Source organism: Streptomyces drozdowiczii (assembly GCF_026167665.1).
In the GTDB taxonomy this organism is placed as follows: domain Bacteria; phylum Actinomycetota; class Actinomycetes; order Streptomycetales; family Streptomycetaceae; genus Streptomyces; species Streptomyces drozdowiczii_A.
Genome location: NZ_CP098740.1, coordinates 6358983 through 6385368, shown reverse-complemented (window position 1 = coordinate 6385368; position 26386 = coordinate 6358983). Strand labels below are relative to the sequence as shown.

General features: G+C 73.6%; 15 protein-coding genes and 3 pseudogenes. 11 read left to right on the top strand and 7 right to left on the bottom strand.

From position 1 onward, the window contains the following. Window positions 1–30 precede the first annotated feature (30 nt). Window positions 31–477 (top strand): adenylyltransferase/cytidyltransferase family protein, encoded by a 447-nt coding sequence (locus NEH16_RS28935; RefSeq protein ID WP_265545904.1) that lies wholly within the window; start codon window positions 31–33, stop codon window positions 475–477. Here the strand turns inward: NEH16_RS28935 and NEH16_RS28930 are convergent. Together NEH16_RS28930 and NEH16_RS28925 are read right to left on the bottom strand one after the other, a co-directional pair. After that, a complete protein-coding gene (locus tag NEH16_RS28930) occupies window positions 446–1177 on the bottom strand; it encodes a CDP-alcohol phosphatidyltransferase family protein (protein WP_265545902.1) in 732 nt (243 codons plus the stop codon). The two genes, NEH16_RS28935 and NEH16_RS28930, sit on opposite strands and share 32 nt — an antisense overlap. Window positions 1178–1327: 150 nt before the next feature. Further along, window positions 1328–2014 carry a ribonuclease H family protein gene (locus NEH16_RS28925; RefSeq protein WP_265545901.1) on the bottom strand — a complete coding sequence of 229 codons (687 nt, stop codon included), beginning with the start codon at window positions 2012–2014 and terminating at the stop codon, window positions 1328–1330. Window positions 2015–2164: 150 nt separating this feature from the next. Between NEH16_RS28925 and NEH16_RS28920 the strand changes: the two genes are divergently transcribed. From NEH16_RS28920 to ligD, 7 genes and pseudogenes are all read left to right on the top strand, one after another. Then, a complete protein-coding gene (locus NEH16_RS28920) occupies window positions 2165–2332 on the top strand; it encodes a DUF6381 family protein (RefSeq protein WP_158070820.1) in 168 nt (55 codons plus the stop codon). 143 nt (window positions 2333–2475) lie between these two features. Then, on the top strand, window positions 2476–3210 hold the full coding sequence (locus NEH16_RS28915) for an SDR family NAD(P)-dependent oxidoreductase (RefSeq protein ID WP_265545899.1): 735 nt from the start codon (window positions 2476–2478) through the stop codon (window positions 3208–3210). Window positions 3211–3233: 23 nt separating this feature from the next. Beyond that, a pseudogene (locus tag NEH16_RS28910) lies at window positions 3234–3751 on the top strand (hypothetical protein). A gap of 97 nt (window positions 3752–3848) precedes the next feature. After that, window positions 3849–4481: a class I SAM-dependent methyltransferase gene (locus tag NEH16_RS28905; protein WP_265545898.1), complete on the top strand. Its 633-nt coding sequence runs from the start codon at window positions 3849–3851 to the stop codon at window positions 4479–4481. Window positions 4482–4609: 128 nt separating this feature from the next. Continuing rightward, window positions 4610–4870 carry a hypothetical protein gene (locus NEH16_RS28900; protein WP_265545896.1) on the top strand — a complete coding sequence of 87 codons (261 nt, stop codon included), beginning with the start codon at window positions 4610–4612 and terminating at the stop codon, window positions 4868–4870. 56 nt (window positions 4871–4926) lie between these two features. Further along, a complete protein-coding gene (locus NEH16_RS28895; protein ID WP_265545894.1) occupies window positions 4927–5448 on the top strand; it encodes a hypothetical protein in 522 nt (173 codons plus the stop codon). Between the two features lie 44 nt (window positions 5449–5492). Next, window positions 5493–6461, top strand: coding sequence for a non-homologous end-joining DNA ligase (gene ligD, locus NEH16_RS28890; RefSeq protein WP_265545893.1), 969 nt, complete (start codon window positions 5493–5495; stop codon window positions 6459–6461). A gap of 38 nt (window positions 6462–6499) precedes the next feature. Here the strand turns inward: ligD and NEH16_RS28885 are convergent. Beyond that, a pseudogene (locus NEH16_RS28885) lies at window positions 6500–7260 on the bottom strand (IclR family transcriptional regulator). 253 nt (window positions 7261–7513) lie between these two features. Here NEH16_RS28885 and NEH16_RS28880 point away from each other — a divergent pair. Both NEH16_RS28880 and argB read left to right on the top strand, forming a co-directional pair. Then, window positions 7514–10888, top strand: coding sequence for a pyruvate carboxylase (locus NEH16_RS28880; protein ID WP_265545891.1), 3375 nt, complete (start codon window positions 7514–7516; stop codon window positions 10886–10888). 95 nt (window positions 10889–10983) lie between these two features. Further along, the gene (gene argB, locus NEH16_RS28875; RefSeq protein WP_265545889.1) at window positions 10984–11826 is read left to right on the top strand and encodes an acetylglutamate kinase; all 843 of its coding nucleotides are present in this window, start codon (window positions 10984–10986) and stop codon (window positions 11824–11826) included. Between the two features lie 49 nt (window positions 11827–11875). Here the strand turns inward: argB and NEH16_RS28870 are convergent, their stop codons facing one another. Next, on the bottom strand, window positions 11876–12382 hold the full coding sequence (locus NEH16_RS28870; protein WP_265545887.1) for a GNAT family N-acetyltransferase: 507 nt from the start codon (window positions 12380–12382) through the stop codon (window positions 11876–11878). A 5-nt stretch (window positions 12383–12387) separates the two neighbouring features. After that, the gene (locus NEH16_RS28865) at window positions 12388–12600 is read right to left on the bottom strand and encodes an MbtH family protein (RefSeq protein ID WP_265545886.1); all 213 of its coding nucleotides are present in this window, start codon (window positions 12598–12600) and stop codon (window positions 12388–12390) included. Between the two features lie 103 nt (window positions 12601–12703). Between NEH16_RS28865 and NEH16_RS28860 the strand changes: the two genes are divergently transcribed. Further along, window positions 12704–13825: an alpha/beta hydrolase-fold protein gene (locus NEH16_RS28860; RefSeq protein WP_265545884.1), complete on the top strand. Its 1122-nt coding sequence runs from the start codon at window positions 12704–12706 to the stop codon at window positions 13823–13825. Between the two features lie 12 nt (window positions 13826–13837). Here NEH16_RS28860 and NEH16_RS28855 read toward each other — a convergent pair whose 3' ends face one another. Then, a complete protein-coding gene (locus NEH16_RS28855) occupies window positions 13838–15538 on the bottom strand; it encodes an ABC transporter ATP-binding protein (RefSeq protein WP_265545883.1) in 1701 nt (566 codons plus the stop codon). Continuing rightward, a pseudogene (locus NEH16_RS28850) lies at window positions 15525–26381 on the bottom strand (amino acid adenylation domain-containing protein). Before NEH16_RS28850 ends, NEH16_RS28855 begins: the two are co-directional and overlap by 14 nt. Between the last annotated feature and the right edge of the window lie 5 nt (window positions 26382–26386).

The window sequence follows — 26386 nt, the reverse complement described above, 5'->3', positions numbered from 1 at the left end:
ATTGCGTTCACCGTGGGGGGGAAAGAACAGATGGTGCACAGGGTCGGTTACGCGCCAGGGGTCTACGACCTGTTCCATGTGGGACACCTCAATATCCTTCGTCATGCGCGCAGCCAGTGCGACTACCTGGTCGCGGGGGTCGTCTCCGACGAGATGGCCACGCTCGCCAAGGGACACCGGCCGGTGATCCCGCTCCCGGAACGGCTGGAGATCGTGCGGAGCGTGCGGTACGTGGACGCCGCCTTCGTGGAGACCGTGCCGGAGAAGGTCGAGACTTGGCAGCAGGTCAGGTTCGACGTCATCTTCAAGGGGGACGACTGGCGGGACACGGACAAGGGCAGAAAGCTCGAACGCGACTTCGCCGACGTGGGGGTGGAGGTGGTGTACTTCCCGTACACCATGCACACCTCCAGCACGCAGTTGCGCCGGGCGCTGGACACGCTCGTCAGTGCGCCCGGAGCGCTTTCAGCTCCCTGAACCACTTGCCCAGGAACAGGACGAGGAACAGCGCGTGCACGGCGGCGAGTACGGCGTATCCGGTCCGGAACGCCGTCTCGTCGCCGAGCAGCAGGAAGACCAGGCAGAACACGCCGTAGTCGGCGGGCAGCAGCGCCACGGCCCGCAGCCGGGACGGCGGGGCGGCGGGCCCGGGCGCCGGCGGCGCGCCGGGCGCCGCCGCCTTGCCGAGCTGTTCGCGCAGCAGCCCCGCGCAGAAGGTCAGCACGGCGACGAACAGGAAGCCGAGCGGCAGCAGCAGCCAGCCGTCGCCGGGCAGTGTGAAGTACCGGTGGAACGCAATCAGTACGGCGGTGTGGACCAGGATCATCTTGGCGCAGTCGACCACATGGTCCAGCCACTCGCCGTCTGGCCCGCCGCGCCCGGTCAGCCGGGCGAGCTGCCCGTCGGCCGAGTCGAGGGCGAAGCCCACGGCGAGACCGAGGTACACCAGGACGGCCGCCCCGGGGCCGGGGCGCACCAGCGCCACGCAGGCGAGGGCGGTGAAGGTGAACGCCGCGCTGGTCAGGGTGACCTGATTGGGCGTCATGCCGAGCCGGTACGCGGCGGCGGCGAAGACACGGCCGGCCGGGCGGTTCACGTACCGCGAGTAGAGCGAGACCCCCTTGGCCGTCTTCTGCGCGCCGCGCAGCCGGCCGAGCACCGTCGTCGTGGTTTCCATGCGCCCCCCAGCGTCCCGGTGTCGCCACCGCTCCCCGGCGGCGCTCCCCGCGCGCCACCGGAGCGCATCATGGCACGGGGCGGCCCGCCGCGCGGGCGGATCGCCCCATCCGGTGGGCCTACGGGGGGAGTCGGCCGGGAAGAGCCGCCCTCAGGCGGAGGCGGTGCGGCACTCCGGGTGGCCCCAGCCGTGGTCGTTCTTCGCGATCATGTCCTTGGCCGCGTAGGGCCGTCCGCAGTGGCAGCGGCCGGCGAACTTGGCGCGGATGGTGGCCCCGCTGCCGGTCTTCCGTGGCGCGCTCTTCTTCGCCGTCGCGCCGGTCCGGCGGCCCTCGGTGGCGCGGGAGGGCGCCGGGACGGGGGTGGCCGAGCCGTACGCGGTGCCGGCGGCGCTCTGGCTGACGGCGACCTCGCTGGCGGCCTGGTCGGCCAGCGCGTTGAGCGGGTCGCCGTCGACCTGGTGGGCGGGCACGTAGACGAAGGTCACGGCGCGCCCGGTCAGGAGCGCGTCGATGCGGGTGACCAGCTCGCGGTTGGCGACGGGCTTGCCGCCCGAGGTCTTCCAGCCGTTGCGCTTCCAGCCGGGCAGCCACTTGGTGACCGCGTTCATCGCGTACTGCGAGTCCATCCGGACCTCGAGCGCCACGGCGGGGTCCACGGACTCCAGGAGCTCCTGGAGGGCGGTGAGCTCGGCGACGTTGTTGGTGGCGGTGCCGAGCGGCCCCGCCTCCCACCGCTGGGGACGGCCCTCGGCGTCGGCCACCACATAGGCCCAGGCGGCCGGCCCCGGATTACCCTTCGACGCCCCGTCACACGCGGCGATCATGCGCTCGTTCATACCCTCGATCATGCCAGCGCGCGGGACCGGTTCGGTCCGCCCGCCCCCACCTGCGGCCTTCACATTGGGTGATGCTTCGGCGTGCGTCGGTGACGGGGCACTGCTTCTCTGAAGGGGCCCGCTCTCCCCTACCGTCCCCGAGGAGTGACGATGAGCGTTGCACGAGAGGTGAACCGAGCCCAGCAGATGCGCGAGAAGGCGCGGCACCTGACCGAGGCCGCGGAGCGCACCAGCGACCCGGAGCAGCGCCGCCGCCTCCAGGAGAAGGCCCGCAAGCTCCAGGAGCAGAGCGAGCGGCCGGACGGCATGCCCGTCTGAGAGCGGGCCGCACAGACCGGTGGACTGTCACTCTTCCATGAGTGGGTGACAGTCCACCGCCGCGTTCCGGCCCCCTCCGGGGTGGATGATCACCCGCGCCTACGATGACTCCGCAAGCGAGTACGAGGGAAGTGGGGCCTGCCATGAACGGTCAACCGGTCACCGTGGTCACCGGAGGCAGCCGCGGCATCGGCGCGGCGGTCTGCGTACGGCTGGCGGACGAGGGCCATGACATCGCGCTGGCCTACCGCTCGGACGCCGATGCGGCGGAGCAGGTCGCCGAGGCGGTACGGGGGACGGGGCGGCGCTGCGTGACGGTCCGGGCGGACACGGCGGACGAGGCGGACGTGGACCGCCTCTTCGACACCGCCGCCGCCGAGCTGGGCCCGGTCACCGGCCTGGTCAACAACGCGGGCATGAGCGGCCCGGTCGGCCCGCTGGCCGAAGCCGACGCGGCGGGCATGCGGCGCGCCCTGGAGGTCAACGTCCTCGGCTACCTGCTCTGCGCGCGCCGCGCGGTCCGCTCCATGACGGCCTCGGGCGGCGGGGCGATCGTCAACGTGTCCTCGGCCGCCGCCACGCTGGGCAGCCCCGGCGAGTACGTGCACTACGCCGCCGCCAAGGGGGCCGTCGACACGATGACCGTCGGCCTGTCCAAGGAGGTCGGCCCGTCCGGCATCCGCGTCAACGCGGTCGCCCCCGGCGTCATCCGCACCGAATTCCACGCGGACCCGGCCCGCCCCGACAAGCTGGGCCCCAGCACCCCGCTCGGCCGCCCCGGCGAACCGGACGAGATCGCGGCTGCCGTCGCCTGGCTGCTCTCCCCGGACGCCTCGTACACGACGGGAACGGTGCTGCGGGTGTCGGGCGGACGCTGAGGGGCGGCGGGTACGGTGCCGGGGTGACCGCCCCGGACCCGCTCCCCCTGCTCTTCCTCGATGTCGACGGCCCCTGATCCCGTTCGGCGCGCGGCCCGGCGGCCACCGCACGTATCCCATGGGGCCGGTGCCGCCCGGTGCGGCGGCCCACCCGCTGCTGACGAGGGTCGACCCGTCGCTCGGGCCCCGGCTCGGCGCGCTGCCCTGCACGCTGGTCTGGGCGACGACCTGGGAGGACGAGGCGAACACGGTCCTCGGGCCCCGGCTCGGCCTGCCCGTCCTGGACGTGGTCGCCTGGCCGGACGCGCCGGAGCAGGAGGCGCGGGACGCCCGGGCGGGGCTGCACTGGAAGACGCGCCCGCTCGTGGAGTGGGCGGCGGGGCGCGCGTTCGCCTGGGTCGACGACGAGATCGGCGGGCCCGACCGGCGCTGGGTCGCCGGTCACCACGGCGGGCCGGCCCTGCTCCATCGCGTCGATCCCGTCCTGGGCCTGACCGGGGCCGACCTCCGGCTGGTCGAGGGGTGGCTGCGGGCGGTGTAGGGCCGCGGCGCACCGGTTTTCGGTGGTTTCGTGGTGGGGGTGTGGTCGTTGCAGTAGAAGTGGTGGTGCACCGGAACAGGACAGGAAGGGGCCTGCCATGTCAGCGGGACGAGGTCGCACCGCCGCAGCCGTGTTCGACGCTCTCGGCACCGATTACGAGGCGGCGTTCGCCGCGTCGGCCGCGCATCGGGCCTCGCTGGAGCGGCTTCTGGGGGTGCTGCCGCCGCACGCGCGGGTGCTGGACGTGGGCAGCGGTACGGGCCGGCCGACGGCGCAGACGCTGGTGGACGCCGGGCACGAGGTGCTGGGTGTCGACGTCTCGCCGGTGATGGTGGACATCGCCGCGCGCCAGGTGCCGGGGGCCGAATTCCGCTGCGCCGACATCCGCACGCTCCCGCTGGAGGACGGTTCCTTCGACGCGGTCTGCCTGTACTTCGCGCTGTTGCAGATGTCGCGGGAGGACCAGGGCGAGGTGCTGCGCCTGATCGCGCGGGTGCTGCGGCCGGGGGGTCATCTGGCCGTGGCGACGGTGCCGTTCGACGTGGAGGGCGTCAGCGGCACGTTCATGGGCCAGCCGGTCGAGGTGACCAGCTTCGGCGAGGACGCGTTCACGGCGCTGGTGGAGGACGCCGGGTTCACCGTCCTCTCCCGGGAGAGCACGATGTTCGTGCCCGCCGTCCCGGCGGCCGTGCCCGAACCGCAGATGTTCCTGCTCGCCCGGCGGCGCTGAACGGCCGGACGTGCCGTGCGGTCCTCACCGGCCCACAATGAGTTGGCCGGACCTCCGTGGGTACCCGGCACCGCGAGGCTGCCGATGCCCCGCCGCCTGCCCGCGGGGACGACGACGGAGGATCTTCCATGACCGACCGCAGACCAGAGGGCCCCGTCCACGAGGGCGCGTCCCCGAGTCCCCCTCCGGTGCCCGCGGACATGCCCGACCAGCAGGTCCAGGAGGGCGAGGACCCGATGGACGTGCCGGCCCCGCCGCGCGACGCGCGGACCGGGGACGAGGGCCGGGACGACCTGCCCGACCCCGACGAGTCCGGCTCGGGCCGCGGTTCCGCCCGTAACGCCGGAGTGCACCCGGAGCATCCGGTGCCGGACGAGTCACCGGGCTGAGCCGTGCCCCGTGAGCGCCGGGCCGCCCGGCGCGTCCTGGCGCTCGCGGTGGCCCCGTGCCTCGCCCTGGCGCTCGCCGCCCGGCGGTCCGTGCGGACGCCGGGGCGGGGCGCTCGGCCGCGTGTGACCCGGACCATGAGCGCTGCCTCGACGGCAGGCGCCTCCTCTACTGGTACGGCTACGGGCTCGGCGTACACCCGTTCACCACGCCGGAGGCCGTACGCAGGCAGCTCACCGACAACTTCAGGCTGTTCCCGGTGAGCGGGAGCTGCCCGGGCCGCGTCCGCACGGGCGACACCTGCGATCTGCTGGGCGGCAATCCGGTGCGCGTGGAGTCCGCCACCGGGGACCACCTCCAGATCGCCACCCTCCCCGGCCACGACCTGGGCAACGGCCTGCACATCCGGTTCACCTTCACCCGCTCCCTCGGCTTCCACTACCTGGACGTCGCCGCGTGGCAGGACCGCGAGACGGACTGCACCAGGCAGGTCCTGTGCGGCGCGGCGAGCCGCGCGGGCGCCTGGGCCCTGTGGCAGGTCCTCGCCTCCACCCTGACGCTGACCGCCTGGGCGGCTTAGGCGTCGGACTGCGGGGAACCGCCGGCCGTTCGATCATGGAGGCTATGGCCCCCCTCCCCGCCGACGCCTCCGGGGCACCCCCGTGGATCGCACCGATGCTGGCCGTGCCCGGTCCGCTCCCCGTACCGGACACGGAGTGGGCCTTCGAGGCCAAGTGGGACGGTGCCCGGTGCGTCGTCGCGACCCCGGGCGACGGCACCCTGCGGCTGACCTCGCGGGCCCGCAACGACGTGACCCCGACCTATCCCGAGCTGCACGCGCTCGGCGAGGTCCTGCGCGGCCGCAGCGTGGTCCTGGACGGCGAGATCGTGGCCCTGGACGCGTCGGGGCGGTCCGACTTCGGGCTGCTCCAGCGCCGGATGGGCGTCCTGAACGCGCGCCGCGCCGCCCGCCTGGCGCTGGACGTCCCCGCGCACCTGGTGGTCTTCGACGTGATGTACCTGGACGGCCGGAAGCTGTCGGCGCTGGGTTACGAGGAGCGCCGCGCGGTCCTGTCCGGTCTGCTGTCCGGGGGGCCGCACTGGTCGGTGCCGTCCTATGTGCGCGGCCAGGGCGCGAAGGCGTGGGACACCGTCGTGCGCGGGGGTCTGGAGGGGGTGGTCGCCAAGCGGCTCTCGTCTCCGTACGCGCCGGGGCTCCGTTCACCCGACTGGCGCAAGACCAAGCGGGTCGAGACGCTGGACGTGGTCATCGGCGGCTGGACCCAGCGCAAGGGCGCGCCGACCGGTGTCCCCGGGGCGGTGCTGGTCGGTCTGGACGACCCGGCGGGGCTGCGGTACGCGGGGTCCGTGGGGTCGGGGATGTCCGACCGGGAGCTGGGCGAGCTGCGGGAGTACTTCGCGGTGATCGCGCGTCCGGACTCCCCGTTCACGGGGCCGGTCGACGTGGCCGGGGCGCACTGGGTGGAGCCGAGGCTCGTGGCGGAGGTCAGCGCGTCGGAGTGGACGGCGGCGGGGCGGCTGCGTCATCCGGTGTGGCAGCGGCTGCGGCCGGACCTGACCCGGCTCGACTGACCGCGGGCCCCTCGGCGGGGGTCTCTCGGCGGGGCCTCTCAGCCGGGCAGCGTGAGCCTGCGGGACACACTGACGGCGGCCGAAAGCAGCTCCGCGCGGACCCGCGACGTCCGGTACATCCGGTCGGACCGGAAGGAGATGCCGAGGGAGCCGATCTGCTCGCGGCTGTACACCGGGACGGCCACACAGGTCGTGCCGCGTACGTACTCCTCGCGGTCCATGACCACCGGCGCGGGCGAGCCGTCGAGCTGCTGGACCAGCTCGTCCGGGTGCGTGATGGTCCGGGGGGTGAGCCCGGTCAGGTCGTGCCGGGAGAAGTAGTCGGCCCGTGCCTCGTCGTCGAGTTCCTTCAGCACGGACTTGCCGAGTGCCGTGGCGTGGCCGGCCTCCTCCAGACCCACCCACAGGTCCACGCGCGGGGTGCGCGCGCTGTCCACGATCTCCATGACCCGGATCTCGCCGTCCACGTAGAGCGTCAGATAGGCGGCCGCCCACAGATCGTTGCGCAGGGCGGTGAGGGCTGGCCGTACCCGGGCGGGTACCGGCTGGGTGCCGGGGCCGCCGCCCGGGGCGTCGTCGGCGAGGACGTAGGTGTGGTCCTCCAGCTCCCTCAGGTAGCCGTCGCCGATCAGCATGGGCAGCAGCTCCCGCACGGTGGCCGGGGGAAGCCCCGCCTCCCGGGCCAGCTGCTGCGCGGTGGCCTCGCCCCGTGCGCGCCCGCGGCCTCCAGCAGGCGGAGGGCTCGCCGGACGGCGGCGACGGGTTCGGGGCCGGCGTGGTCGGCCATGCCCACCAGCATGGCCCCGCTGCCAAGAACCGGCAAAACGTCCCGGTGGGAGCGGTGCGTCCGGGGGACGTTTTGGGGCGTGACGCAAGCCATCTTTTGCGCTCGCGATCTCGGGGGAAGTCTCCGGTACGGTGTCGAACGCTCCGTATCCGGCAGGTCACGGAGCACCTCGCCACCGCCGTACGGTCTCCGACGCCGAGCAGCGTGTCCGTGCCGTACCGCCCGTCCTCGACGCCACACAGCCGCGACACGACTGGGGAGTTCGATGTTCGACAAGGTATTGGTCGCCAACCGCGGGGAGATCGCGATCCGCGCGTTCCGCGCGGCCTTCGAGCTGGGCATCTCCACGGTGGCCGTGTATCCGCACGAGGACCGCAACTCGCTGCACCGGGCCAAGGCGGACGAGGCGTACCGGATCGGTGAGCCGGGGCATCCGGTGCGGGCGTACCTGTCGGTGGACGAGGTGGTGAAGGCGGCCCGCAAGGCGGGGGCGGACGCGATCTATCCCGGCTACGGCTTCCTGTCGGAGAATCCGGACCTGGCGGCGGCGTGCGCGGAGGCCGGCATCACCTTCGTCGGGCCCCCGGCGTCGGTGCTGAACCTGACGGGCAACAAGTCGCGTGCGGTGGCGGCGGCCCGGGAGGCCGGTGTGCCGGTGCTGAAGTCGTCCGAGCCGTCCGAGGACGTGGACGCCCTGGTGGCGGCCTCGGAGGAGATCGGTTTCCCGGTGTTCGTGAAGGCGGTCGCCGGGGGCGGCGGGCGCGGCATGCGGCGGGTCGCGGACGCCGGTGAGCTGCGCGAGGCGATCGACGCGGCGATGCGGGAGGCCCGGTCCGCGTTCGGTGACGCGACGGTGTTCCTGGAGCAGGCGGTGATCAACCCCCGCCATATCGAGGTGCAGATCCTGGCCGACGCCGAGGGCAACGTGGTGCACCTCTACGAGCGGGACTGTTCGCTCCAGCGCCGCCACCAGAAGGTGGTCGAGATCGCGCCGGCCCCGAATCTGGACCCGGAGCTGCGGGCGCGGATCTGCGCCGACGCGGTCTCCTTCGCCCGGCACATCGGGTATGTGAACGCGGGCACCGTCGAGTTCCTGGTGGACGAGCGGGGCAACCACGTCTTCATCGAGATGAACCCGCGCATCCAGGTCGAGCACACCGTGACGGAGCAGGTCACGGGGCGCGACCTGGTGATCGCGCAGCTGCGCATCGCGGCGGGCATGACGCTGCCCGAACTGCGCCTGTCCCAGGACTCCATCACCCTCAACGGCACGGCGATGCAGTGCCGCATCACGACGGAGGACCCGGTCAACGGCTTCCGTCCGGACACCGGCACCATCTCCGCGTACCGCTCCCCCGGCGGTCCGGGGGTGCGCCTCGACGGCGGGACCGTGCACACGGGTGCGGAGGTGTCGGCGCACTTCGACTCGATGCTGGTCAAACTCACCTGCCACGGCCACGACTTCGCCAACGCGGCCCGCCGTGCGCGCCGGGCGATCGCCGAGTTCCGTATCCGCGGGGTGGCGACCAACCTGCCGTTCCTGGGCGCGGTCCTCGACCACCCGGAGTTCCGGGCGGGACGCATCACGACCTCGTTCATCGACGAGCACCCGGAGCTGATCCGGGCCCGTCCGTCGGCCGACCGGGGCAGCCGGATGCTCAGCTATCTGGCCGAGACCACCGTCAACCGCCCTTACGGGCCGCGCCCTTCGGTCATCGACCCGGCGGACAAGCTGCCCGCGCTGCCGCTGGGGACGCCGCCGCCGGGTTCGCGGCAGCGGCTGGCCGAGCTGGGTCCGGAGCGGTTCGCCGCGGAGCTGCGGGCGCAGTCGGCGGTCGCGGTCACCGACACCACGTTCCGCGACGCCCATCAGTCGCTGCTGGCCACCCGGGTGCGCACCCGGGACCTGCTGGCGGTGGCACCGCATGTGGCGCACACCGTCCCGCAGTTGCTGAGCCTGGAGTGCTGGGGCGGGGCCACCTATGACGTGGCGCTGAGGTTCCTCGCGGAGGACCCGTGGGAGCGGCTGGTCAAGCTCCGTGAGGCGGTGCCCAACATCTGTACGCAGATGCTGCTGCGCGGCCGCAACACGGTGGGCTACACGCCGTATCCGACGGAGGTCACCGAGGCGTTCGTGTCGGAGGCGGCCTCGGCCGGGATGGACATCTTCCGGATCTTCGACGCCCTCAACGACGTGTCGCAGATGCGTCCGGCGATCGACGCGGTACGCGCCACGGGCACCTCGCTCGCGGAGGTGGCGCTGTGCTACACCGCCGACCTGTCGGACCCGGGCGAGACCCTGTACACGCTGGACTACTACCTGCGGCTCGCGGAGCAGATCGTGGAGGCGGGCGCCCATGTGCTCGCCATCAAGGACATGGCGGGGCTGCTGCGTCCGCCCGCCGCCCGCACCCTGGTCACGGCGTTGCGCGAGCGGTTCGATCTGCCGGTGCACCTGCACACCCATGACACGGCGGGCGGCCAGCTGGGCACGCTGATCGCCGCGATCGACGCCGGGGTGGACGCGGTGGACGCGGCCGTCGCCTCGATGGCCGGGACGACCAGCCAGCCGCCGCTGTCCGCGCTGGTGGCGGCCACGGACCACACCGAGCGCGCGACGGGCCTCTCGCTCCAGGCGGTCGGCGATCTGGAGCCGTACTGGGAGGCGACCCGCAAGGTGTACGCCCCGTTCGAGTCGGGGCTCGCCTCGCCGACGGGCCGGATCTACCACCACGAGATCCCGGGCGGCCAGCTCTCCAACCTGCGGCAGCAGGCCATCGCCCTGGGTCTCGGGGACCGGTTCGAGCTGATCGAGGACTGCTATGCGGCGGCCGACCGGATGCTGGGCCGGCTGGTGAAGGTGACCCCGTCCTCGAAGGTGGTAGGTGACCTGGCGCTGCACCTGGTGGGCGCGGGTGTGGAGGCTGCGGACTTCGAGTCGGACCCCGGGAAGTTCGACGTTCCGGACTCGGTGATCGGGTTCCTGCGCGGTGAGCTGGGCGACCCGCCCGGCGGCTGGCCCGAGCCGTTCCGCACCCGGGCCCTCAAGGGCCGCCCCGAGAAGGCGCAGACGCCGCACCTGTCGGACGAGGACCGTCAGGCGCTGCGCGAGTCGCCGCGCGCGACGCTGAACCGGCTGCTGTTCCCCGGCCCGACGAAGGAGTTCACCGCGCACCGGGAGGCGTACGGCGACACCTCGGTGCTGCCGACGCCGGACTTCCTGTACGGGCTGGAGCCGGAGACGGAGCACCCGGTCGAGCTGGAGCCCGGGGTGACGCTGCTGTTCGAGCTGGAGGCCATCTCCGAGGCGGACGAACGCGGCTTCCGGAGCGTACTGGCCACGCTCAACGGGCAGTTGCGGCCGGTGTCGGTGCGGGACAGGTCCGTGGCGACCGAGGTGAAGGCGGCGGAGAAGGCCGACCGCTCCGACGCGGGGCAGGTGGCGGCGCCGTTCGCCGGGGTGGTGACGCTCCAGGTGGAGGAGGGCGCGTCGGTGTCGGCCGGGCAGACGGTCGCCACGATCGAGGCGATGAAGATGGAGGCGTCGATCACCGCCCAGTCCGCCGGTGTGGTGCGCCGCCTGGCGATCGGCCGGGTCCAGCAGGTGGAGGCGGGCGACCTGCTCATCGAGATCGGCTGACCGCGCGTGGGGCCGCCCGCCGGCGGAGGGGACTTCCTCCGCCGGCGGGCCTCTTCTTGACCAACACCGAGCCAATTAAGGTTAGGCTAAGCTAAATGGAAGAGGATTCGGGACCGGTCGTCGTCATCAAGTTCGGCGGCAACGCCATGGTCGACGCACAGCTGCAACAGAGCTTCGCCGAGGACGTCGTGGAGTTGCGGCGCGCGGGCCTGCGCCCGGTCGTCGTGCACGGCGGCGGCCCGCAGATCAGTGCCATGCTCGACCGCCTCGGCCTGGAGAGCCGCTTCGAGGCGGGGCTGCGGGTGACCACGGCGGAGACCATGGAGGTCGTCCGCATGGTGCTGTCCGGCCGCGTCCAGCGCGAACTGGTGGGCCACATCAACAGCCATGGACCGTACGCCGTGGGCATGACCGGCGAGGACGCCCACACGATGACGGCCGTGCGGCGGCCCGCCTGGGTGGACGGCGCACCGGTGGACATCGGCCAGGTCGGGGACGTCGTGGAGGTGAACCCGGGCATGGTGCGCGCCCTCCTGACGCAGGGTCACATACCCGTGGTCTCACCGGTGGCGCGGGGCGCGGACGGGCAGGTCTACAACGTCAACGCGGACCTCGCCGCCTCCGCGCTGGCCGTGGCGCTCGGCGCGCGGCGGCTGGTGGTCCTGACGGATGTGGCGGGCCTGTACGCGGACTGGCCGGCGAGCACCGAGGTGATCGGGCGCCTGACGGCGGACGCCCTGGACGGGCTGCTGCCGGGTCTGGCGAGCGGGATGCTGCCCAAGATGGAGGGCTGCCTGCGGGCGGTACGGGGCGGGGTCGGCCGGGCGGACGTGCTGGACGGCCGGGTGCCGCACGCGGTGCTGCGGAGCGTCCTCGGCGGGGACGGCGCGGGGACCACGGTGGTGCCGGACGAGGACCACGCCGTGAGCCCGGCCTGACGGACGCGGAGGGCGCCGGGCCGGGCTCACGGTCGGCCCGGCGCCCGGTTCACGGGGTGCGGGAGAGGATCAGCGCGTTGCGCCGGGGGTCCAGGGATTCGGCCCAGGCACGCGGCGCCTGACGGCCCGTCACCGGCGCGAAGCCGTACCGGCGGAACAGCCGGCCGTCCCCGGTGGTCGCGGTGAAGAGGGCACCGAGCGCCTGGGTGCGCCCCAGAGCGAGCGCGGTCCGCAGGAGGGCGGCCCCGACCCCGCACCCCTGCCGGTGGCCGGCCACGCAGAAGTTGTACAGGACGCCCGCGTGGACCCCCTCCCCCTCGTACACCCGCAGGCCCACACAGCCCTCGATGCCGCCGTCGGACCCGACGGCCACGAGGAATTCGGCGGCGCGGGCCGCGTAGAGGGAGTCGGGGCGTTCGCGCAGGGCGCCCGAGCGGGCGAACGGCCGGGACAGCTCGGCGAGTGCGGCGGCGTCGCCGGACCCGGCGGTCCGGACGCGCGGCGCCCGCCCGAGCGACGGGGACAGGGGTGCGGGGCGCGGCGCGGCCGTGGTCACGGGCGTCAGGCGTCCATCGACGCGGCGAGCGAACGGGGCCGCAGATCCGTCCAGTTGGCCTCGACGTACTCCAGGCACGCCTCGCGCGTGTCCTCCTCGAAGGCGACCGTCCAGCCGCCGGGCACCTCGGCGAAGGAGGGCCACAGGGAGTGCTGGCCCTCGTCGTTCACCAGGACCAGGAAACGGCCTTCGGGATCGTCGAACGGGTTGGTGCTCATGCGGGCAGTGCCTCCTCAACCAGGGAAAACAAGCTTAGGTTAGGCTCGCCTAACCAACTGCGAGCTTAGCCTTTCCCTTTCCCTCTGCACAAGGAGACCCCTCATGCCCTCCGGTGATCGCACGGATCAGGTCGTGGCCGCCACCGGCAGCCCCTTCGCCGACTTCGGGCTGCCCGGCGAGCCCGGCTCCGAGCCGTTCTGGGCGGCGGCCGGGACGCCCGCCTCGCGGCCCCGTGAAAGTGGCGGCTGGACGACGCTCTTCCTGTGGCGCGGCGGTCCGGCCGACCTGGTCTTCGAGAGCTGGTCGCGGGAGCCGCTGCCGCTGCGCCGGTGGGGTGCCACGGACTGCTGGTACGCGGAGGTGCCGATGCCCGAGCGGCTGCGGGTGACCTATCGCTTCCTCACGGACGAGGGGGCGCACGCCGATCCGTTCAACCCGTCCGCCGCCGGTGGCGACCGGTCGATCGCGGCCACACCGGACGCCCCGGCGCAGCCGTACTGGCCCCTCGTCGGCGCCGACGACGTCCTGCCCGTGCCGAGCACCCGGCTGCGCTGGGCGTCCGCGCGGCTCGGCGGGCGCCGCACGGTGCGCGTGCACCCGGTGGCCGGCGGCGGGCCCGTGGTGCTGCTGCTCGACGGGGACGACTGGCTGTATCTGCACCCCGCGACGACCGCGTTCGAGGCGGCCGTCGCGGACGGGGCGCTGCCACCGGTCACGCTGGTCTTCCTGCCGGCCAAGGACCGGGTGGGCGAGTTCGGATGCCGGCCGGAGCTGTGGGAGGGGGTCCGGGACGAACTGCTGCCCCTGGTCGCGGAGTCCGGGGTGCCCGCCGACCCGGAGACGCTGGTGGTCGCCGGGCAGAGTCTGGGCGGGCTCAGCGCGCTGTACGCCGCGTTGGAGTTCCCGGACCTGGTGTCGCGGGTCGCCTGCCAGTCCGGGTCGTTCTGGTGGGCCCCCGACCGCGCGGACCGTACGGACCTGCTGGACGGCCCGGTCGGCGGCGCCCTCGCCGACCGGCTCCGGGAGCGGCCCGACCTCTCGGGCCTGCGCATCGCCTTCGACCTGGGGGAACACGAGACGGGGATGCTCCCCCACTGCACGGCGGTCGAGGCGCTGACCGAGCGGGCCGGGGCGGCCGTGCGCGTGTCGCGGTCCCCCTCGGGTCACGACCGGGCCGGCTGGCGGCACGCGCTGCTCCGGGACGTCGGCTGGGCGCTCGGCTGAGTCACCGCCGCGTCACCGCGCCACGGCCAGGCAGTACGCCTCGTCCTGGGACAGCAGGTTGCGGTGGGTGTCCTCGGCCGTGATGACGCCGTCGTCCAGGACGAGGACCCGGTCGGCGGCGTCCAGGACGGCCGGGCTGCTGGTGACGACCACGGTGGTCCGGCCGCGCCGCAGCTTCGCGATGTTGCGGGCGATGAGCTGTTCGGTGACCGCGTCGACGGCGGTGGTCGGGTTGTGGAGCACCAGGATCTCCGCGTCGGCGGCCAGGGCGCGGGCCAGAGAGAGGCGCTGGCGCTGGCCCCCGGAGAGGTTCGCGCCCCGGTCGCGGATGGCGTAGTCGAGGCCCTCGCGGTGGAGGGCGACCACGTCGGTCAGCATGGACGCCTCGACGGCCTCGGGGAGCATGGTGCTGGTGCCCGAGGGGTCGATGTTGGTACGGAGGGTGCCCGCGAAGATCTCCCCGTCGTACGGGTTCACCAGCAGGTGTTCCCGGACCGCCTCGGCCGACAGGTCCGCGAGGTCCCGCCCGCCGACCCGCACCACTCCCCCGTACGCCTCCGGGGGCACCGCCAGGGCGAGGACCGCCGCGAAGTCGGCGGCGGCGCGCGGCTGGTAGGCGGCGACGGCCACGAACTCCCCGGCCGCCACCTCGAACTTCAGGCCGCGCAGCACCCCGTGGCGGAGGCCGTCGATCTCCAGCGTCCCGCCGGGCTCCGGGCGCCCGTCCCCCGGGACGGTGACCGGGGGCGCGGAGAGCACCAGCGCCATGCGTTCGGCCGAGGCGCGGGCCATCATCACGTACTTGGGCATCTCCGAGAACAGCTTCAGCGGTTCCATGATGAACTGCGCCAGACCCACCGCCATGACGAGTTCGCCGATGTTGATGTGCCCGGCGAAGGCCAGGTATCCGGCCGTGAGGGTGACGGCGGTGGCGAGGGCCGCGTTGAGGGCCAGGGCCGTGCCCGCGTACACCCCGTTGACCCGGGCGACGGTGATCGACTGCTCCTTGGCCTCGGTGCTGACTCGGCGGTAGGAGCCGAAGGCGGCGTGGTTGCCGCCGAAGCCGTGCAGCGGGCGCAGGCCGGTGATCAGGTCGGCGACCTTGGCACCGGCGCGCGCGACCCGGGCCTGCTGCTCCTGCGTACTGGCGCCGATCCGCCGGGACATCACGCTGAGCACGGACAGGATCGCCACGGTGCCCACGATCACCAGCAGCCCGAGCCGCAGGTCGGCGAGGCCGAGCGCGACGGCGGCGACCAGGACCGCGACCATCGAGCTGATCAGCAGCGGCACCACCTCGATGATGTCGGCGGTCTGGTCGGCGTCCTCGGTGGCGATGGTCAGCACCTCGCCGGACTTCAGGTCCACGTCCCGGGCCACCGGCTGGAGTCCGCAGGCCGCGACCCGTACCCGCCACCGGTGTGCCTCGGTCGTGTTGGCCTTCTGGAGGATGCGCATCCCGAACCGCCAGGACAGCGAGACGGTCGTGATGATCACGGCCAGCGCACCGATCGACAGGCCGAGCGCGCCGGTGCTGCGGTGTTGCAGCGTGTGTTCCACGATCAGGCCGAGCGCGATCGGGAACGCGGTCTCCCCGGCCTGGTAGAGGCCCATGAGGACGGTGCCCCAGGCCATGGCGCCGAGGTTGCGCCGCAGTGCGGTGCGCAGGATGGCGGCGCCGCGGCGGGGCCGGGGGGTGTCAGGAGTGGTCATCGATGTGGCCGGCAATCGCTTCGGGGGTTCGCAGGGTGAGCAGGTCGCGGATGGTGATCACTGGACCGTACTCCCGCCGGAGCAGGCCGGTCAGCCGGACCGCCAGCATGGAGTGTCCGCCGAGGGAGACGAAGTCGCTGACCGCGCTCACCTCGTCGTCGTCCAGGTCGAGTGCTTCGGCGAAGAACTCGCACACCGTGATCTCGGTGTCGGTCTCCGGGGCGCGCTCCTCCGCCCCGGCCAGGACGCCGAGCGGTTTGGGTTCGGGGAGCGCCTTGGTGTCGGCCTTGCCGTTCACGGTGAGCGGGATGCGGTCCACCTCGGCGTAGTGGGACGGGCGCAGGAAGTCCGGGAGCGCGGCGCCCACTTCGGCGGCGACGGCGGCAAGGTCGGCGCCGTTGAGCACGAGGTAGGCGGCCAGCCGGTGGGCACCGTCGACCTGGGGGTCGGGCTGGGCGACGGCCGCGGCGAAGCGGACCGCCGGGTGCGCGGCGAACGCGGCCTCCACCTCGCCGAGTTCGACGCGGTGGCCCCGGATCTTGACCTGCTGGTCGGTGCGGCCGAGGTAGGCGAGGTTGCCGTCGGGCCGCCGGACGACGAGGTCGCCGGTGCGGTACATGCGCTCGCCGGGCGCGCCGAACGGGCAGGCGACGAAGCGGTGGGCGGTCTGGCCGGGCTGCCCGAGGTAGCCGCGAGCGATGCCGATGCCCGCCACGTACAGCTCGCCCGGGACCCCGTCGGGCAGCGGTCGCAGCCAGGGGTCGAGGACGTACACGTCGGTGTTGTCGATGGCCACACCGACCACCGGGTCCTGGCACTCGAAGGTGCCGACGCCGAGGGTGTTGATGGTGTATTCGGTGGGCCCGTAGAGGTTGTAGCCGACGGTGCCTTCGGTGTCCGCGAGCCGCTGCCAGAGGCCCGGGGTGACGGCCTCGCCGCCGAGCAGTACCAGGGCGGGGCGCCGCCCGGGGTCGTCGAGCAGCCCCTCGGCGACCAGTTGCTGTGCGTACGTCGGGGTCACGTTGATGACGTCGATGCCGTGGTCGAGGCAGTAGGCGACGAGCCGGGGCGCGTCGCGGCGCAGTTCCTCGTCGCAGATGTGCACCTCGTGCCCGTCCGCGAGCCAGAGCAGTTCCTCCCAGGACATGTCGAACGCGAACGACACGGTGTGCGCGATCCGGAAGGTGCGGTGGCCGTGCTCGGCCAGCACCGGTTCGAAGATCCGGCGCCGGTGGTTGACGAGCATGTTGGTGAGCCCGGCGTACTCGGTGACCACGCCCTTGGGCCGGCCGGTGGAGCCGGAGGTGTAGATCGTGTACGCGGGGTGCCGCAGCCGGTCCGGGTCGCCGGGCGCGAAGGTGGTGAAGGGCTCGGCGGCGGGCAACGGGCGGTCCAGCTCGATCAGTTCGCCGGTGAGGCGGGGTGCGACGGCGCTCACGGTGAGGGTCACCTCGGGGCGGGCGTCCGCGACGATCGTCGCGATCCGCTCGTCGGGGTGGTCCAGTTCCAGCGGGACGTACGCGGCTCCGGTGCGCAGCACGGCGAACAGGGCCACGATCGAGTCGAGCGAGCGCGGTACGGCGATGCCCACCGCCTTCTCCGGTCCGATGCCCCGGCCCGCGAGCACCCCGGCCACCTCGCGGCTGCGGTCCCGGAGCTGCCCGAAGGTCATGGCAGCGCCGTCGGCGGCGAGGGCGATGCGGTAGGGGTGGCGGTCGGCCGCCCGGTCGAAGCGGTCCACCACGGTGTCCGTGCCGACATCCGTGCGGACGGCCGGTCCGGGGGCGGGTACCGGTCCCGGCAGGGCGCCGAGCGGGCCGGTGGCCCGGGCCAGGTCCTCGAGGAGCCGCACGTAGTCGCCCAGGAGGCGGCGGGCGGCGGCGGGGTCGTCGTCGCGGTGCTCCAGCTTGACGGTGAGCCGGTCGCCGGGGGTGACGACCCAGGTGTACGGGTAGTGCGTGGAGTCGTCGGCGCGCACCGAGGTGATGCCGTGCCGGGCGTTGATCCCGGCGAGGGCGTCCAGGTCCAGGAAGTTCTGGAGGACGAAGAGGTTGTCGAACAGGGTGTCGTGGCCGCTGGCACGCTGGATCTCGCCGAGTCCCAGGTGCTCGTGGTCCATGGCCTCCACCCGGGCGGCCTGCACGGCGCCGAGGTACTCCCCCACCGTGTCCTGCGGCCGGGCGCGGGTCCACATGGGCACGGTGTTGAGGAGGACGCCGACGATGTCCTCCAGGCCCTCGCCCTCGCGCCCGGAGACGGTCACCCCGAACACCGCGTCGCTGCGGCCGGTGTGCGCCCCGAGCAGCAGGCCGAACGCGCCGGTGAGCACGGTGTTGAGGGTGACGCCGTACGCCTTGGCCGCGCCGCGCAGCAGCTCGGAGAGTTCGGCGGACAGGGTGTGCGGGAGCGCGTGCGGCAGCTCGTCCGTGCGGGGCGGCCGGGGCCCGGCGAGCAGCGTCGGCCCGGTGAGGCCGCTCAGGTGCTCCGCCCAGAAGCGCTCCGACCCGGCGGGGTCCTTGGCGGCCAGCGTGCGCGCGTAGTCCTCGAAGCCGGGTGTACGGGGTGTGGCATCGGCCAACAGCTTGCCCGCGACGAGGGTTTCGTAGGCGTCGAAGAGGTCCCGCAGCAGGATCTCCCGGGACCAGCCGTCCCACAGCAGCAGGTGGTAGCTGAGCAGCAGCGCGTCGCGGCCGTCGGGCAGGCGGAGGACGGTGAGCCGGATCAGCGGCGGCTCCCCCGGGTCGAAGCCGGTGTCGCGGTCCCGGGCGCGCAGGGCGTCGGCCTCCGCCTCGGACTCGACCTCGACCGTGCGGACGCCGACGCGGGTCCCGGCCCGGAGGATCTGGACCGGGTCGCCGTCGTCGTCGGTGGTGAAGCCCGCGCCGACGACCGGGTGCCGGGCGATGACGTGGGCCATCGCGTCGGCCAGGGCGTCGGTGTCGAGGCGCCGGTCGAAGGTGAAGTGGCTCTGGGCGACGTAGTGCCCGGTCGCGCCGGTCAGCTGGGCCTGGAAGTACAGGCCGCGCTGGAGCGGGGTGACGGGTGCGGTGCGCTCGGCGGTCGCGGCGGTGTCCGCGAGCTGTTCCAGGGCCGCGCGCCAGTGGCCGGTCAGCTCGTCGGGGACGCCTTCGGCGAGGACGAACTCGGCGTGCAGGCCGCCGGTGGCGGCGTCGGTCCAGGCGTTGACCTCGACGGCGTACGGGCTGTCGCCCTCGCCGCCGGTGATGCGCGGGACGTCGGACTCGCCGCCCCGGCCGAGGTAGTTGAACAGCACCTGCGGGTGGGCGGTGAGCAGGGGCGCGGTCTGCGGGTTGAGGTACCTGAGCAGGCCGTAGGCGATGTGCCCCTGCTCGTCGGGCTGGCGGGCCACGACCTCGCGGGCGGCGGCGACGGGGTCGGTGTGCGGGCCGAGCCGTACGGGTGCGATGGAGGTGAACCAGCCGACGGTACGGGTGTAGTCGTGGCCCTCCAGGGCGGGGACCCGGCCGTGGCGCTCCAGGTCGACCGCGAGGTCGGTGGGCTCGGGCTGGACGCGGGTCAGCGCGGTGCGCAGGGCGCCGCAGAGCAGTTCGGTGAGGCCGATGCCCAGGGCGGCGGGCGCCGTGCGCGTCAGCCGGTCGCTGGCCTCGGGGCCGAGGACCACGGTCGTCTCGCGCAGTTCCCCGGCGGCGGGCAGCGCGGCGGGGGCGTCGAGCACCGTGATCCAGTCGCCCAGGTCCTCGGTGGTGTGCGCGGCCCGGGCGGTGAGCACGTCGGCGTACTCGGCGTAGGACGTGGTCGCGGGCGGCAGGGGGTCGCCGCGCAGGGCAGTGGCCAGGTCGTCCAGGAGTATCAGCCAGGACACCGTGTCGACCGCGAGGTGGTGCGCGGTGACGACGAGGGTCCGGGTGGCGGCCAGCCAGGTGAACGCGACGACCTCGCCTGCCTCCGGGTTCAGCCGTGCGGCGGCCGCGTGGGCGGCGAGCGCGGGGTCACCGAGGTCCGCGTGGACGACGGTGACCTCGCGTACGGGCTCGATGCGCGGGGTCCAGACGCCGTGCGCGGTGTCCAGGCTCATGTGCAGGGCCGGGTGGGCGGCCACGACGGCGTTCGCGGCGCGCTCGATGTCGGCGGGCGTGATCCCCTCGGCCGTGGCCATCGTCCGGGCCTGGGCGAACCCGTCGAGGGTGCCGCCCAGTTCACGGCGGCGCAGGATGATGGGCGTCGGCGCGAAGGGCCCGTCGTCGCGGCGCCTGTGCTCGGGCGCGGCGGTCTGCGGGGCGCGCGAGCGCAGCTCCTCCGCGAGGGCGCGCGGGGTCTTGCGCAGGAAGACGTCCCGGGGCGCGATGGCCAGGCCGAGCGCCCTGGCCCGGTTGATGACGGTGATCGCCAGGATGCTGTCGCCGCCCGCCATGAAGAAGTCGGTGTCCTCGTGGACGGCGGTGCCGGGCAGGACCTCCGCGAAGATCGCGGTCAGCGCGGCGAGCGAGGAGTCGCCCTCGGGCGCGGGGACGGGCTCCGGCTCCGTGGCGGCCTGGGCCGTCAGCGCCTTGCGGTCGAGCTTGCCGTTGACCGTGAGCGGCAGTGCGTCGACCGTGAGGACCCGGCCGGGCACCATGTGCACGGGCAGCTTCGCGGCGAGCCGTGCGGCGAGGTCCCCGGGTGCCCGGCCCACGACGTGCGCGATGAGCTGGTCGCCCTCGGCCGACGGGGTCACGGCCACATCGACCACCCCGTCCAGCTCCCGGACGGCCGCTTCGACCTCGCCCAGCTCGATCCGGAAGCCCTTGAGCTGCACCTGGTCGTCGGCGCGTCCGGCGAACTCCAGCTCCCCGTCGAGCGTGCGGCGGGCCAGGTCGCCCGTGTGGTACATCCGGGAGCCGTCGTCCGCGAAGGGGTTCGCGACGAACCGCCCGGCGGTGAGGCCGGGGCGGCCGAGGTAGCCGAGGGAGACCTGATCGCCGGCCACGTAGATCGCGCCGACCCTGCCGGGCGGGACCGGGCGGAGCCGGTCGTCCAGCAGATAGGTGGTCAGGCGGGGGACGGGGCCGCCGATCGGGCTGACGTCGACGCCCAGGTCCTCGTCGGTGAGGACCCGGTGGGTGACGTGGACGGTGGTCTCGGTGATCCCGTACATGTTGACCAGCTCCGGCGAGCCGGTGCCGTACCGCTCCACCCAGCCGCGCAGCCGTACGGGGTCCAGCGCCTCGCCGCCGAAGATGATCCGGCGCAGCGCGGTGAGCCGTTCCCCGGCGTGCCGGTCGGCCTCGATGAACTGGTAGAAGGCGGACGGGGTCTGGTTGAGCACGGTGACCCCGCGCTCGCGCACCAGCCGGTGGAAGTCGACCGGGGAGCGGGTCAGCCCGTAGTCCGGGACCAGCAGCTCCCCGCCGTGCGCCAGCGCGCCCCACAGCTCCCAGACGGCGAAGTCGAAGGAGTACGAGTGGAACTGCACCCACACGTCGTCGGGCCCGAAGCCCATGTCGGCGCGGGTGTTGGCGAGGAGCGCGGCCACGCTGAGGTGCGGGACGACGACGCCCTTGGGGCGGCCGGTCGATCCCGAGGTGTAGATGACGTACGCGGGGTCGTGCGGGGCGGGTCGCGTGGCCACCGGTGGCTCGCCGAGGACGGGTTCCTCGCCGAGGACGAGCACCCGGGCCGGGACGCCCGCCCGATCCAGAAGTCCGCTGAAGCGCGCGCGCTCGTCCGGGCCGACCAGGACGGCCTGCGGGGCGGCGTCGCGGAGGATGTACTCCAGCCGCTCGTCGGGGTACGCCTGGTCGAGCGGTACGTAGGCACCGCCGGCCGAGACGATGGCGATCAGCGCGGTGACCTGTTCCAGTGAACGCGGTACGGCGACGGCGACGCGCAGCCCGGGCCGGACCCCGGCGGCGCGCAGGGTCGCGGCCAACCGGTCCTTGGCGGCGGCGAGTTCGCCGTAGGTGAGGGAGTCGGTGGTGCCGTCGAGCCCGCACCGGGTGACGGCGGTGGCGGCCGGGTCGCGGCGCGCGGCGGCGTCGAAGAGGGCGTCCAGCGTGGTGGGGCCGGGGGCGCGGTCTTGCTGGTCGCCAGCTCACCGACCGGGGTGCCCGGCCGGGTGAGGAGGCCAGTGAGGGTGCGGGTGAACGTGTCGAGGATGCGCCGGGCGCCCGGTTCCCGGAGGAGGGCGCCGTCGTAGATCAGGTTGAAGCGGGGGCGGCCGTCGTCGGCGCGCTCCACCACCAGGGTCAGCGGGTAGTGCGGGGCGCCCTCGTTCACGAGGGCGGAGACGACCAGCTCGTCGTCGGGGCCGCGCAGGGCGGCCACATCGGTGGCGACGTCGAACACCACCAGGGTGTCGAACCGGGCGGCGGCACCGGCGAGTCGGCCGATCCGCGCCAGGGAGACGTGCTGGTGCGCCAGGACCGCGCTCTGGTGGTCGCGTACGGAGGCCAGCAGGTCCCCCGCGGTGGTGGACGCGTCCCAACGGGCCCGCACCGGGATGGTGTTGATGAGGAGGCCGACCATGTCCGCGATGCCGGGGACATCGGCGTCCCGCCCGGAGACAGTGGAGCCGAAGACCACGTCCTCGCGGTGCAGCAGGCCGCCCAGCGTCACCGCCCAGGCGCTGTGCACGGCCACGCTCAGCGGCACCCCGGCCTCGCGGGCGGCGGTGTCGATGTCGTGGGCGGGCCGCACGGCCGTGTCGGTGAAGGTGTCGGACGGGGTGTGGCCCTCGGCGACCAGGGACGGGCCGGGCAGTCCGGCGAGCTGCTCGTCCCAGACCCGGTCGCTCTCCTCGTCGTCGCGGGCGGCCAGCAGGCGTACGTAGTCGGGGAAGCCGCCCGCCCGGTAGGCCGCGCCGGGCCGGTGGTACTCGGCCAGCAGCGCCCGGAGCATCGGCGGGACGGACCAGCCGTCCGCGACGATGTGGTGCACGGTCTGCACGAGCACGGTACGGCCTGGGCCGCCCCGCACGAGGGTGTACCGCATGAGCGGCCCCGTGGCCAGGTCGAACCCGGCGCGGCGGTCGCGCTCGGCGAGGTCGCGGATCTCCTCGTCGGTGATGCCGGGCCGGTCCAGGGCCGTGAAGGGGGCCTCGGTGCCGCTTTCCAGGACGGAGACGACCCGGCCGTCTGCGAGGGCCGTGAAGCGTACGGCCAGGTTCGGGTAGAGGACGAGCAGCCGGGTGGCGGCCGTCGCGAGCCGTTCGGGGTCCACCTCGCCTTCCAGGGTGAGGAGTTGCTGTTCGACGTAGCTGCCCGCCGAGTCGTCGTCGTAGACCGAGTGGAAGTACAGGCCCTCCTGGAGCGGGGTCAGCGGCAGGATGTCGCGCAGGGCCGGTCCGTCGAGTGCGTCGACGTCCGCCTGGGTGAGCGGGACGGGCGCGAAGTCGCTGGGCGAGTGGCCGCCGCCGTCGAGCTCGGCCAGGGCGGTCAGGGTGTCCTGGAAGTATCCGCCGAGGGTGTCGATGTCCTCGTCGGTGAACATGCCCTCGGGCCAGGAGACGGTGGTGGCGAGGCCGTACGCGCCGCTCGCGTCGGGCTCCGCGATGGCGTTGAACTCCAGGGCGCGCGGCAACCGCATCCGCGGGTCGCGCTTCTCGCCCAGCTGCCCGGTGGTCCCGGCGAGCTGCCAGTCCCCGCCGGTGCCCGCGTCGAACCGGCCCAGGTAGTTGAAGAGCACCTGCGGCGCGGGCGACGCCCCGAGGGTGCCGTGGAGGTGGCGCAGGACGCCGTACGAGAGGCCGTGGTGCGGAACGCGGGCGAGGTCCTCCTTCACCGCCTTGAGGGCGGCGGCGAGGTCTGCCCCGGGCCCGGGTCCACGGTCACGGGGAAGAGGGTGGTGAACCAGCCCACGGTGCGGGACAGGTCGGGCTCGAATCCGGCGGTGTCCGCGACGGCCCGGCCCTCGCGGCCGTGTCCTTCGAGTTCGATGTGCGCGAAGGTCTGGTCCTGGCCGAGGTCGCGCCGCCACCGGGCGAGGGCGACGGCGAGCCCGGTGAGCAGGACGTCGTTGACGCCCGCGTGGAACCTGGCGGGGAGATCGCCCAGCAGGGCGGAGGTGGTGGCGGGCCCGAGCGTGAAGGTCCGCGCGCACTCCCGGGCGACCGTGTCGTCCTCGGACAGGGGGCGGCGGCCCAGCGGTCGGTCCGGGCCGGGCAGGGGGCGCGCGTAGTGGTCCCGGTCGGCGTCGAAGGCGGTGCGGCCGAGGAGTTCGGCCCAGCGGCGGAACGAGGTGCCCTCGCGGGGCAGTTCGACCGGGGCGCCTTGGGCGGACTGCTCCCAGGCGGTGGCCAGGTCCTCCGTCAGGACGCGCCAGGAGACGCCGTCGACGACCATGTGGTGGGCGACCAGGACGAGTTGGCGGGCTTCGCGGCGCCAGACGGCACGCAGCATGACGCCGTGGTCCGGGTCGAGTCGGGCGGTGGCGCGGGCGACGCAGGCGTCGAGCGGTTCGCCGCTCTCCTCCCAGGCCGCGGCGGCTTCGTCCGCCCCGGGTATGTCGAAGCTCCACTGCTCGCCGCGTACCAGTCGGGCGCGCAGCATGTCGTGCCGGCGGACGAGGGCGGTGAGGAGGTCGTCCAGCGCTTCGGCGGTCAGGGCCGCCGGGGTGTTCACCACCACGGACTGCACGAATCCGTCGATCGCGTCGGTGGTATCGCCGAGCCACCGCACGATGGGCGTGCCCGCGACGGGTCCGGTCGGCTCGTCGTCGTCCCGGGCCGTGGCGGTGTCCTCGCGGCTCGCGACCGCCGCGAGTTCGCCGAGGACGCTGTGGGTGAAGATCTGGCGGGCGGTGACATGGAGGCCGGCCCTGCGCAGCGCGCTCAGCAGGGAGATCGCCAGGATGCTGTCGCCGCCGAGGCGGAAGAAGTCCTGGTCGGTGCCGACCTCCTCCAGCCGCAGCACCTCCGCGACCGCCGCGCACACGGTGCGCTCCTCGTCGGTGGCGGGCGTGGTGACCGGACCGCCGGTGAGGACCGGCTCGGGCAGCGCGGCCCGGTCGGTCTTGCCGTTCGCGGTGAGCGGGAAGGCGTCCAGGACGACGGTGTGGGCGGGCACCATGTATTCCACCAGGTGCGCCTCGGCCCAGGCCCGGACGTCCTCCGGGGTCAGCTCCTCGTGCCCGGCGGCGGGGATCACGTACGCCACCAGATAGGTGCCGCCCGCCGTGTTCTTCCGGGCGACGACGCAGGTGTGCCGTACGCGGGGGTGCTCGGCGAGACCGGCCTCCACGTCCTCGATCTCCAGCCGCATGCCGCGGATCTTGATCTGGTTGTCGGCGCGGCCGAGGAAGTCCAGCGAGCCGTCCGGGGCGAACCGGGCGAGGTCACCGGTCCGGTAGAGCCGGGAGCCGTCCCGGGCGAAGGGGTTGGCCACGAAGCGGGAGGCGGTGAGTCCGGGCGCGTTGACATAGCCGCGACCCAACAGGAGTCCGCCCGCGTAGAGTTCGCCGCCGACGCCGACGGGGACCGGGCGCAGCTCGTCGTCCAGCACATAGAGCTGGGTGTTGGGGTTCGCCTTGCCGATGGAGGTGGACAGGCGCTCGGCCTCGCCCCGGTAGATGACGTGCGAGACGCCGATCGTCGTCTCGGCGGGGCCGTAGCCGTGGTACAGCGGGATGCCGAGGCGGGCGCGGAACCGCTCGTACAGCTCGGGGGTCAGCAGTTCACCGCCGCACCACACATGGCGCAGGCTGTCGAGCCGGCCGGAGTCGCCGGCCATCTCCAGGAGCACGTCGAGCATGGAGGAGACCAGGTAGGTGAAGGTGACCCGGTGCCCGGCGATGACGTCCAGCAGGTGGTGCGGGTCGCGTTCGCCGCCCGGCCGGAGGACCACCAGCCGGGCGCCGGTGACCAGCGGCAGGAATATCTCGTTGATGGAGATGTCGAAGGAGAGCGGCGCCTTGAACAGCGAGGCGTCGTCGTGGCCGAAGCCGAGGATCTCGCGGGACTGCCACAACAACCGTTCGCTGATGGCCTCGTGGCGGATCATCGCGCCCTTGGGCCGGCCGGTCGAGCCGGAGGTGAAGATCACGTAGGCGAGGGACTCCCCGCGACGGTCACGGCGGGCGGGTCGGCGGGGTGGGCGGCGAAGGCCCAGTCGTCCAGGTCGACGCGTACGGCCTGCGGCTCTCCCGGGGCCTGCTCGCCCGAGCCGTTGAGCTGGAGCACGATCCGGGCATCCTCCGCGACGACGGCGCGCCGGGCGGCGGGCCACAGCGGGTCGAGCGGGACGAACGCGCACCCGGCCTGGACCACGCCGAGCAGTGCGATGACCATCTCGGCGGAGCGGCCGAGGGATATCCCGACGACCTGCTCGGCGGCGAGGCCGCGCTCGGTGATCTCCCACGCCAACTGGAAGCTGTAGCGCGCCGCCTGGCGGTATGTCAGGGAACGATGTTCGTCCACGATCGCGACGGCGTCCGGCCGCAGCCGCGCCTGTTCGCGGAACATCTCCACGATCGTGGGGCGGTCCCGGTCCGCGCGCGTGTCGTTCCAGCGGGCCAGCTCCTCGATACGGATGCCGGTCCCCGAGGGGGCGATCGTGCCGAGCGGCCGGTCGGGGAAGTCCGCGAGGTCGTCCAGGGCGAGCTGCGCGTCGCCCGGGTCGACGCCCTCGGGAAGGTCGATGCGGCCGTCCGCACCGACACCCCAACCGGCGGGTGACGTACCGCCGTTGTCGGCCCAGGCGAGCACATCGGCGAAGAGGGTGGCGGGAGTCAGGTCGATTCCCTCCGGGCTCCGGCCGCTCGCCCAGTACGCCAGGCCGATGGCGCACGCTTCGGTGAGGGTCCGGTCGTCGCGGTCGCCGGTCCGCCGGCGCAGTTCGGCCAGTCCCCGGGGAGAAAGCCGTACGTGGTGACCGCTCGGTGCCGACATCGAGG

Bases quoted from the DNA above. Each gene is read 5' to 3' on its own strand.
- NEH16_RS28925 (WP_265545901.1), bottom strand. From the start codon at position 2,014: ATGAACGAGCGCATGATCGCCGCGTGTGACGGGGCGTCGAAGGGTAAT.
- NEH16_RS28905 (WP_265545898.1), top strand. From the start codon at position 3,849: ATGTCAGCGGGACGAGGTCGCACCGCCGCAGCCGTGTTCGACGCTCTC.
- NEH16_RS28935 (WP_265545904.1), top strand. From the start codon at position 31: ATGGTGCACAGGGTCGGTTACGCGCCAGGGGTCTACGACCTGTTCCAT.
- NEH16_RS28880 (WP_265545891.1), top strand. From the start codon at position 7,514: ATGTTCGACAAGGTATTGGTCGCCAACCGCGGGGAGATCGCGATCCGC.
- NEH16_RS28860 (WP_265545884.1), top strand. From the start codon at position 12,704: ATGCCCTCCGGTGATCGCACGGATCAGGTCGTGGCCGCCACCGGCAGC.
- ligD (WP_265545893.1), top strand. From the start codon at position 5,493: ATGGCCCCCCTCCCCGCCGACGCCTCCGGGGCACCCCCGTGGATCGCA.
- NEH16_RS28930 (WP_265545902.1), bottom strand. From the start codon at position 1,177: ATGGAAACCACGACGACGGTGCTCGGCCGGCTGCGCGGCGCGCAGAAG.
- NEH16_RS28915 (WP_265545899.1), top strand. From the start codon at position 2,476: ATGAACGGTCAACCGGTCACCGTGGTCACCGGAGGCAGCCGCGGCATC.
- NEH16_RS28920 (WP_158070820.1), top strand. From the start codon at position 2,165: ATGAGCGTTGCACGAGAGGTGAACCGAGCCCAGCAGATGCGCGAGAAG.
- NEH16_RS28855 (WP_265545883.1), bottom strand. From the start codon at position 15,538: ATGACCACTCCTGACACCCCCCGGCCCCGCCGCGGCGCCGCCATCCTG.
- NEH16_RS28900 (WP_265545896.1), top strand. From the start codon at position 4,610: ATGACCGACCGCAGACCAGAGGGCCCCGTCCACGAGGGCGCGTCCCCG.
- NEH16_RS28865 (WP_265545886.1), bottom strand. From the start codon at position 12,600: ATGAGCACCAACCCGTTCGACGATCCCGAAGGCCGTTTCCTGGTCCTG.
- argB (WP_265545889.1), top strand. From the start codon at position 10,984: ATGGAAGAGGATTCGGGACCGGTCGTCGTCATCAAGTTCGGCGGCAAC.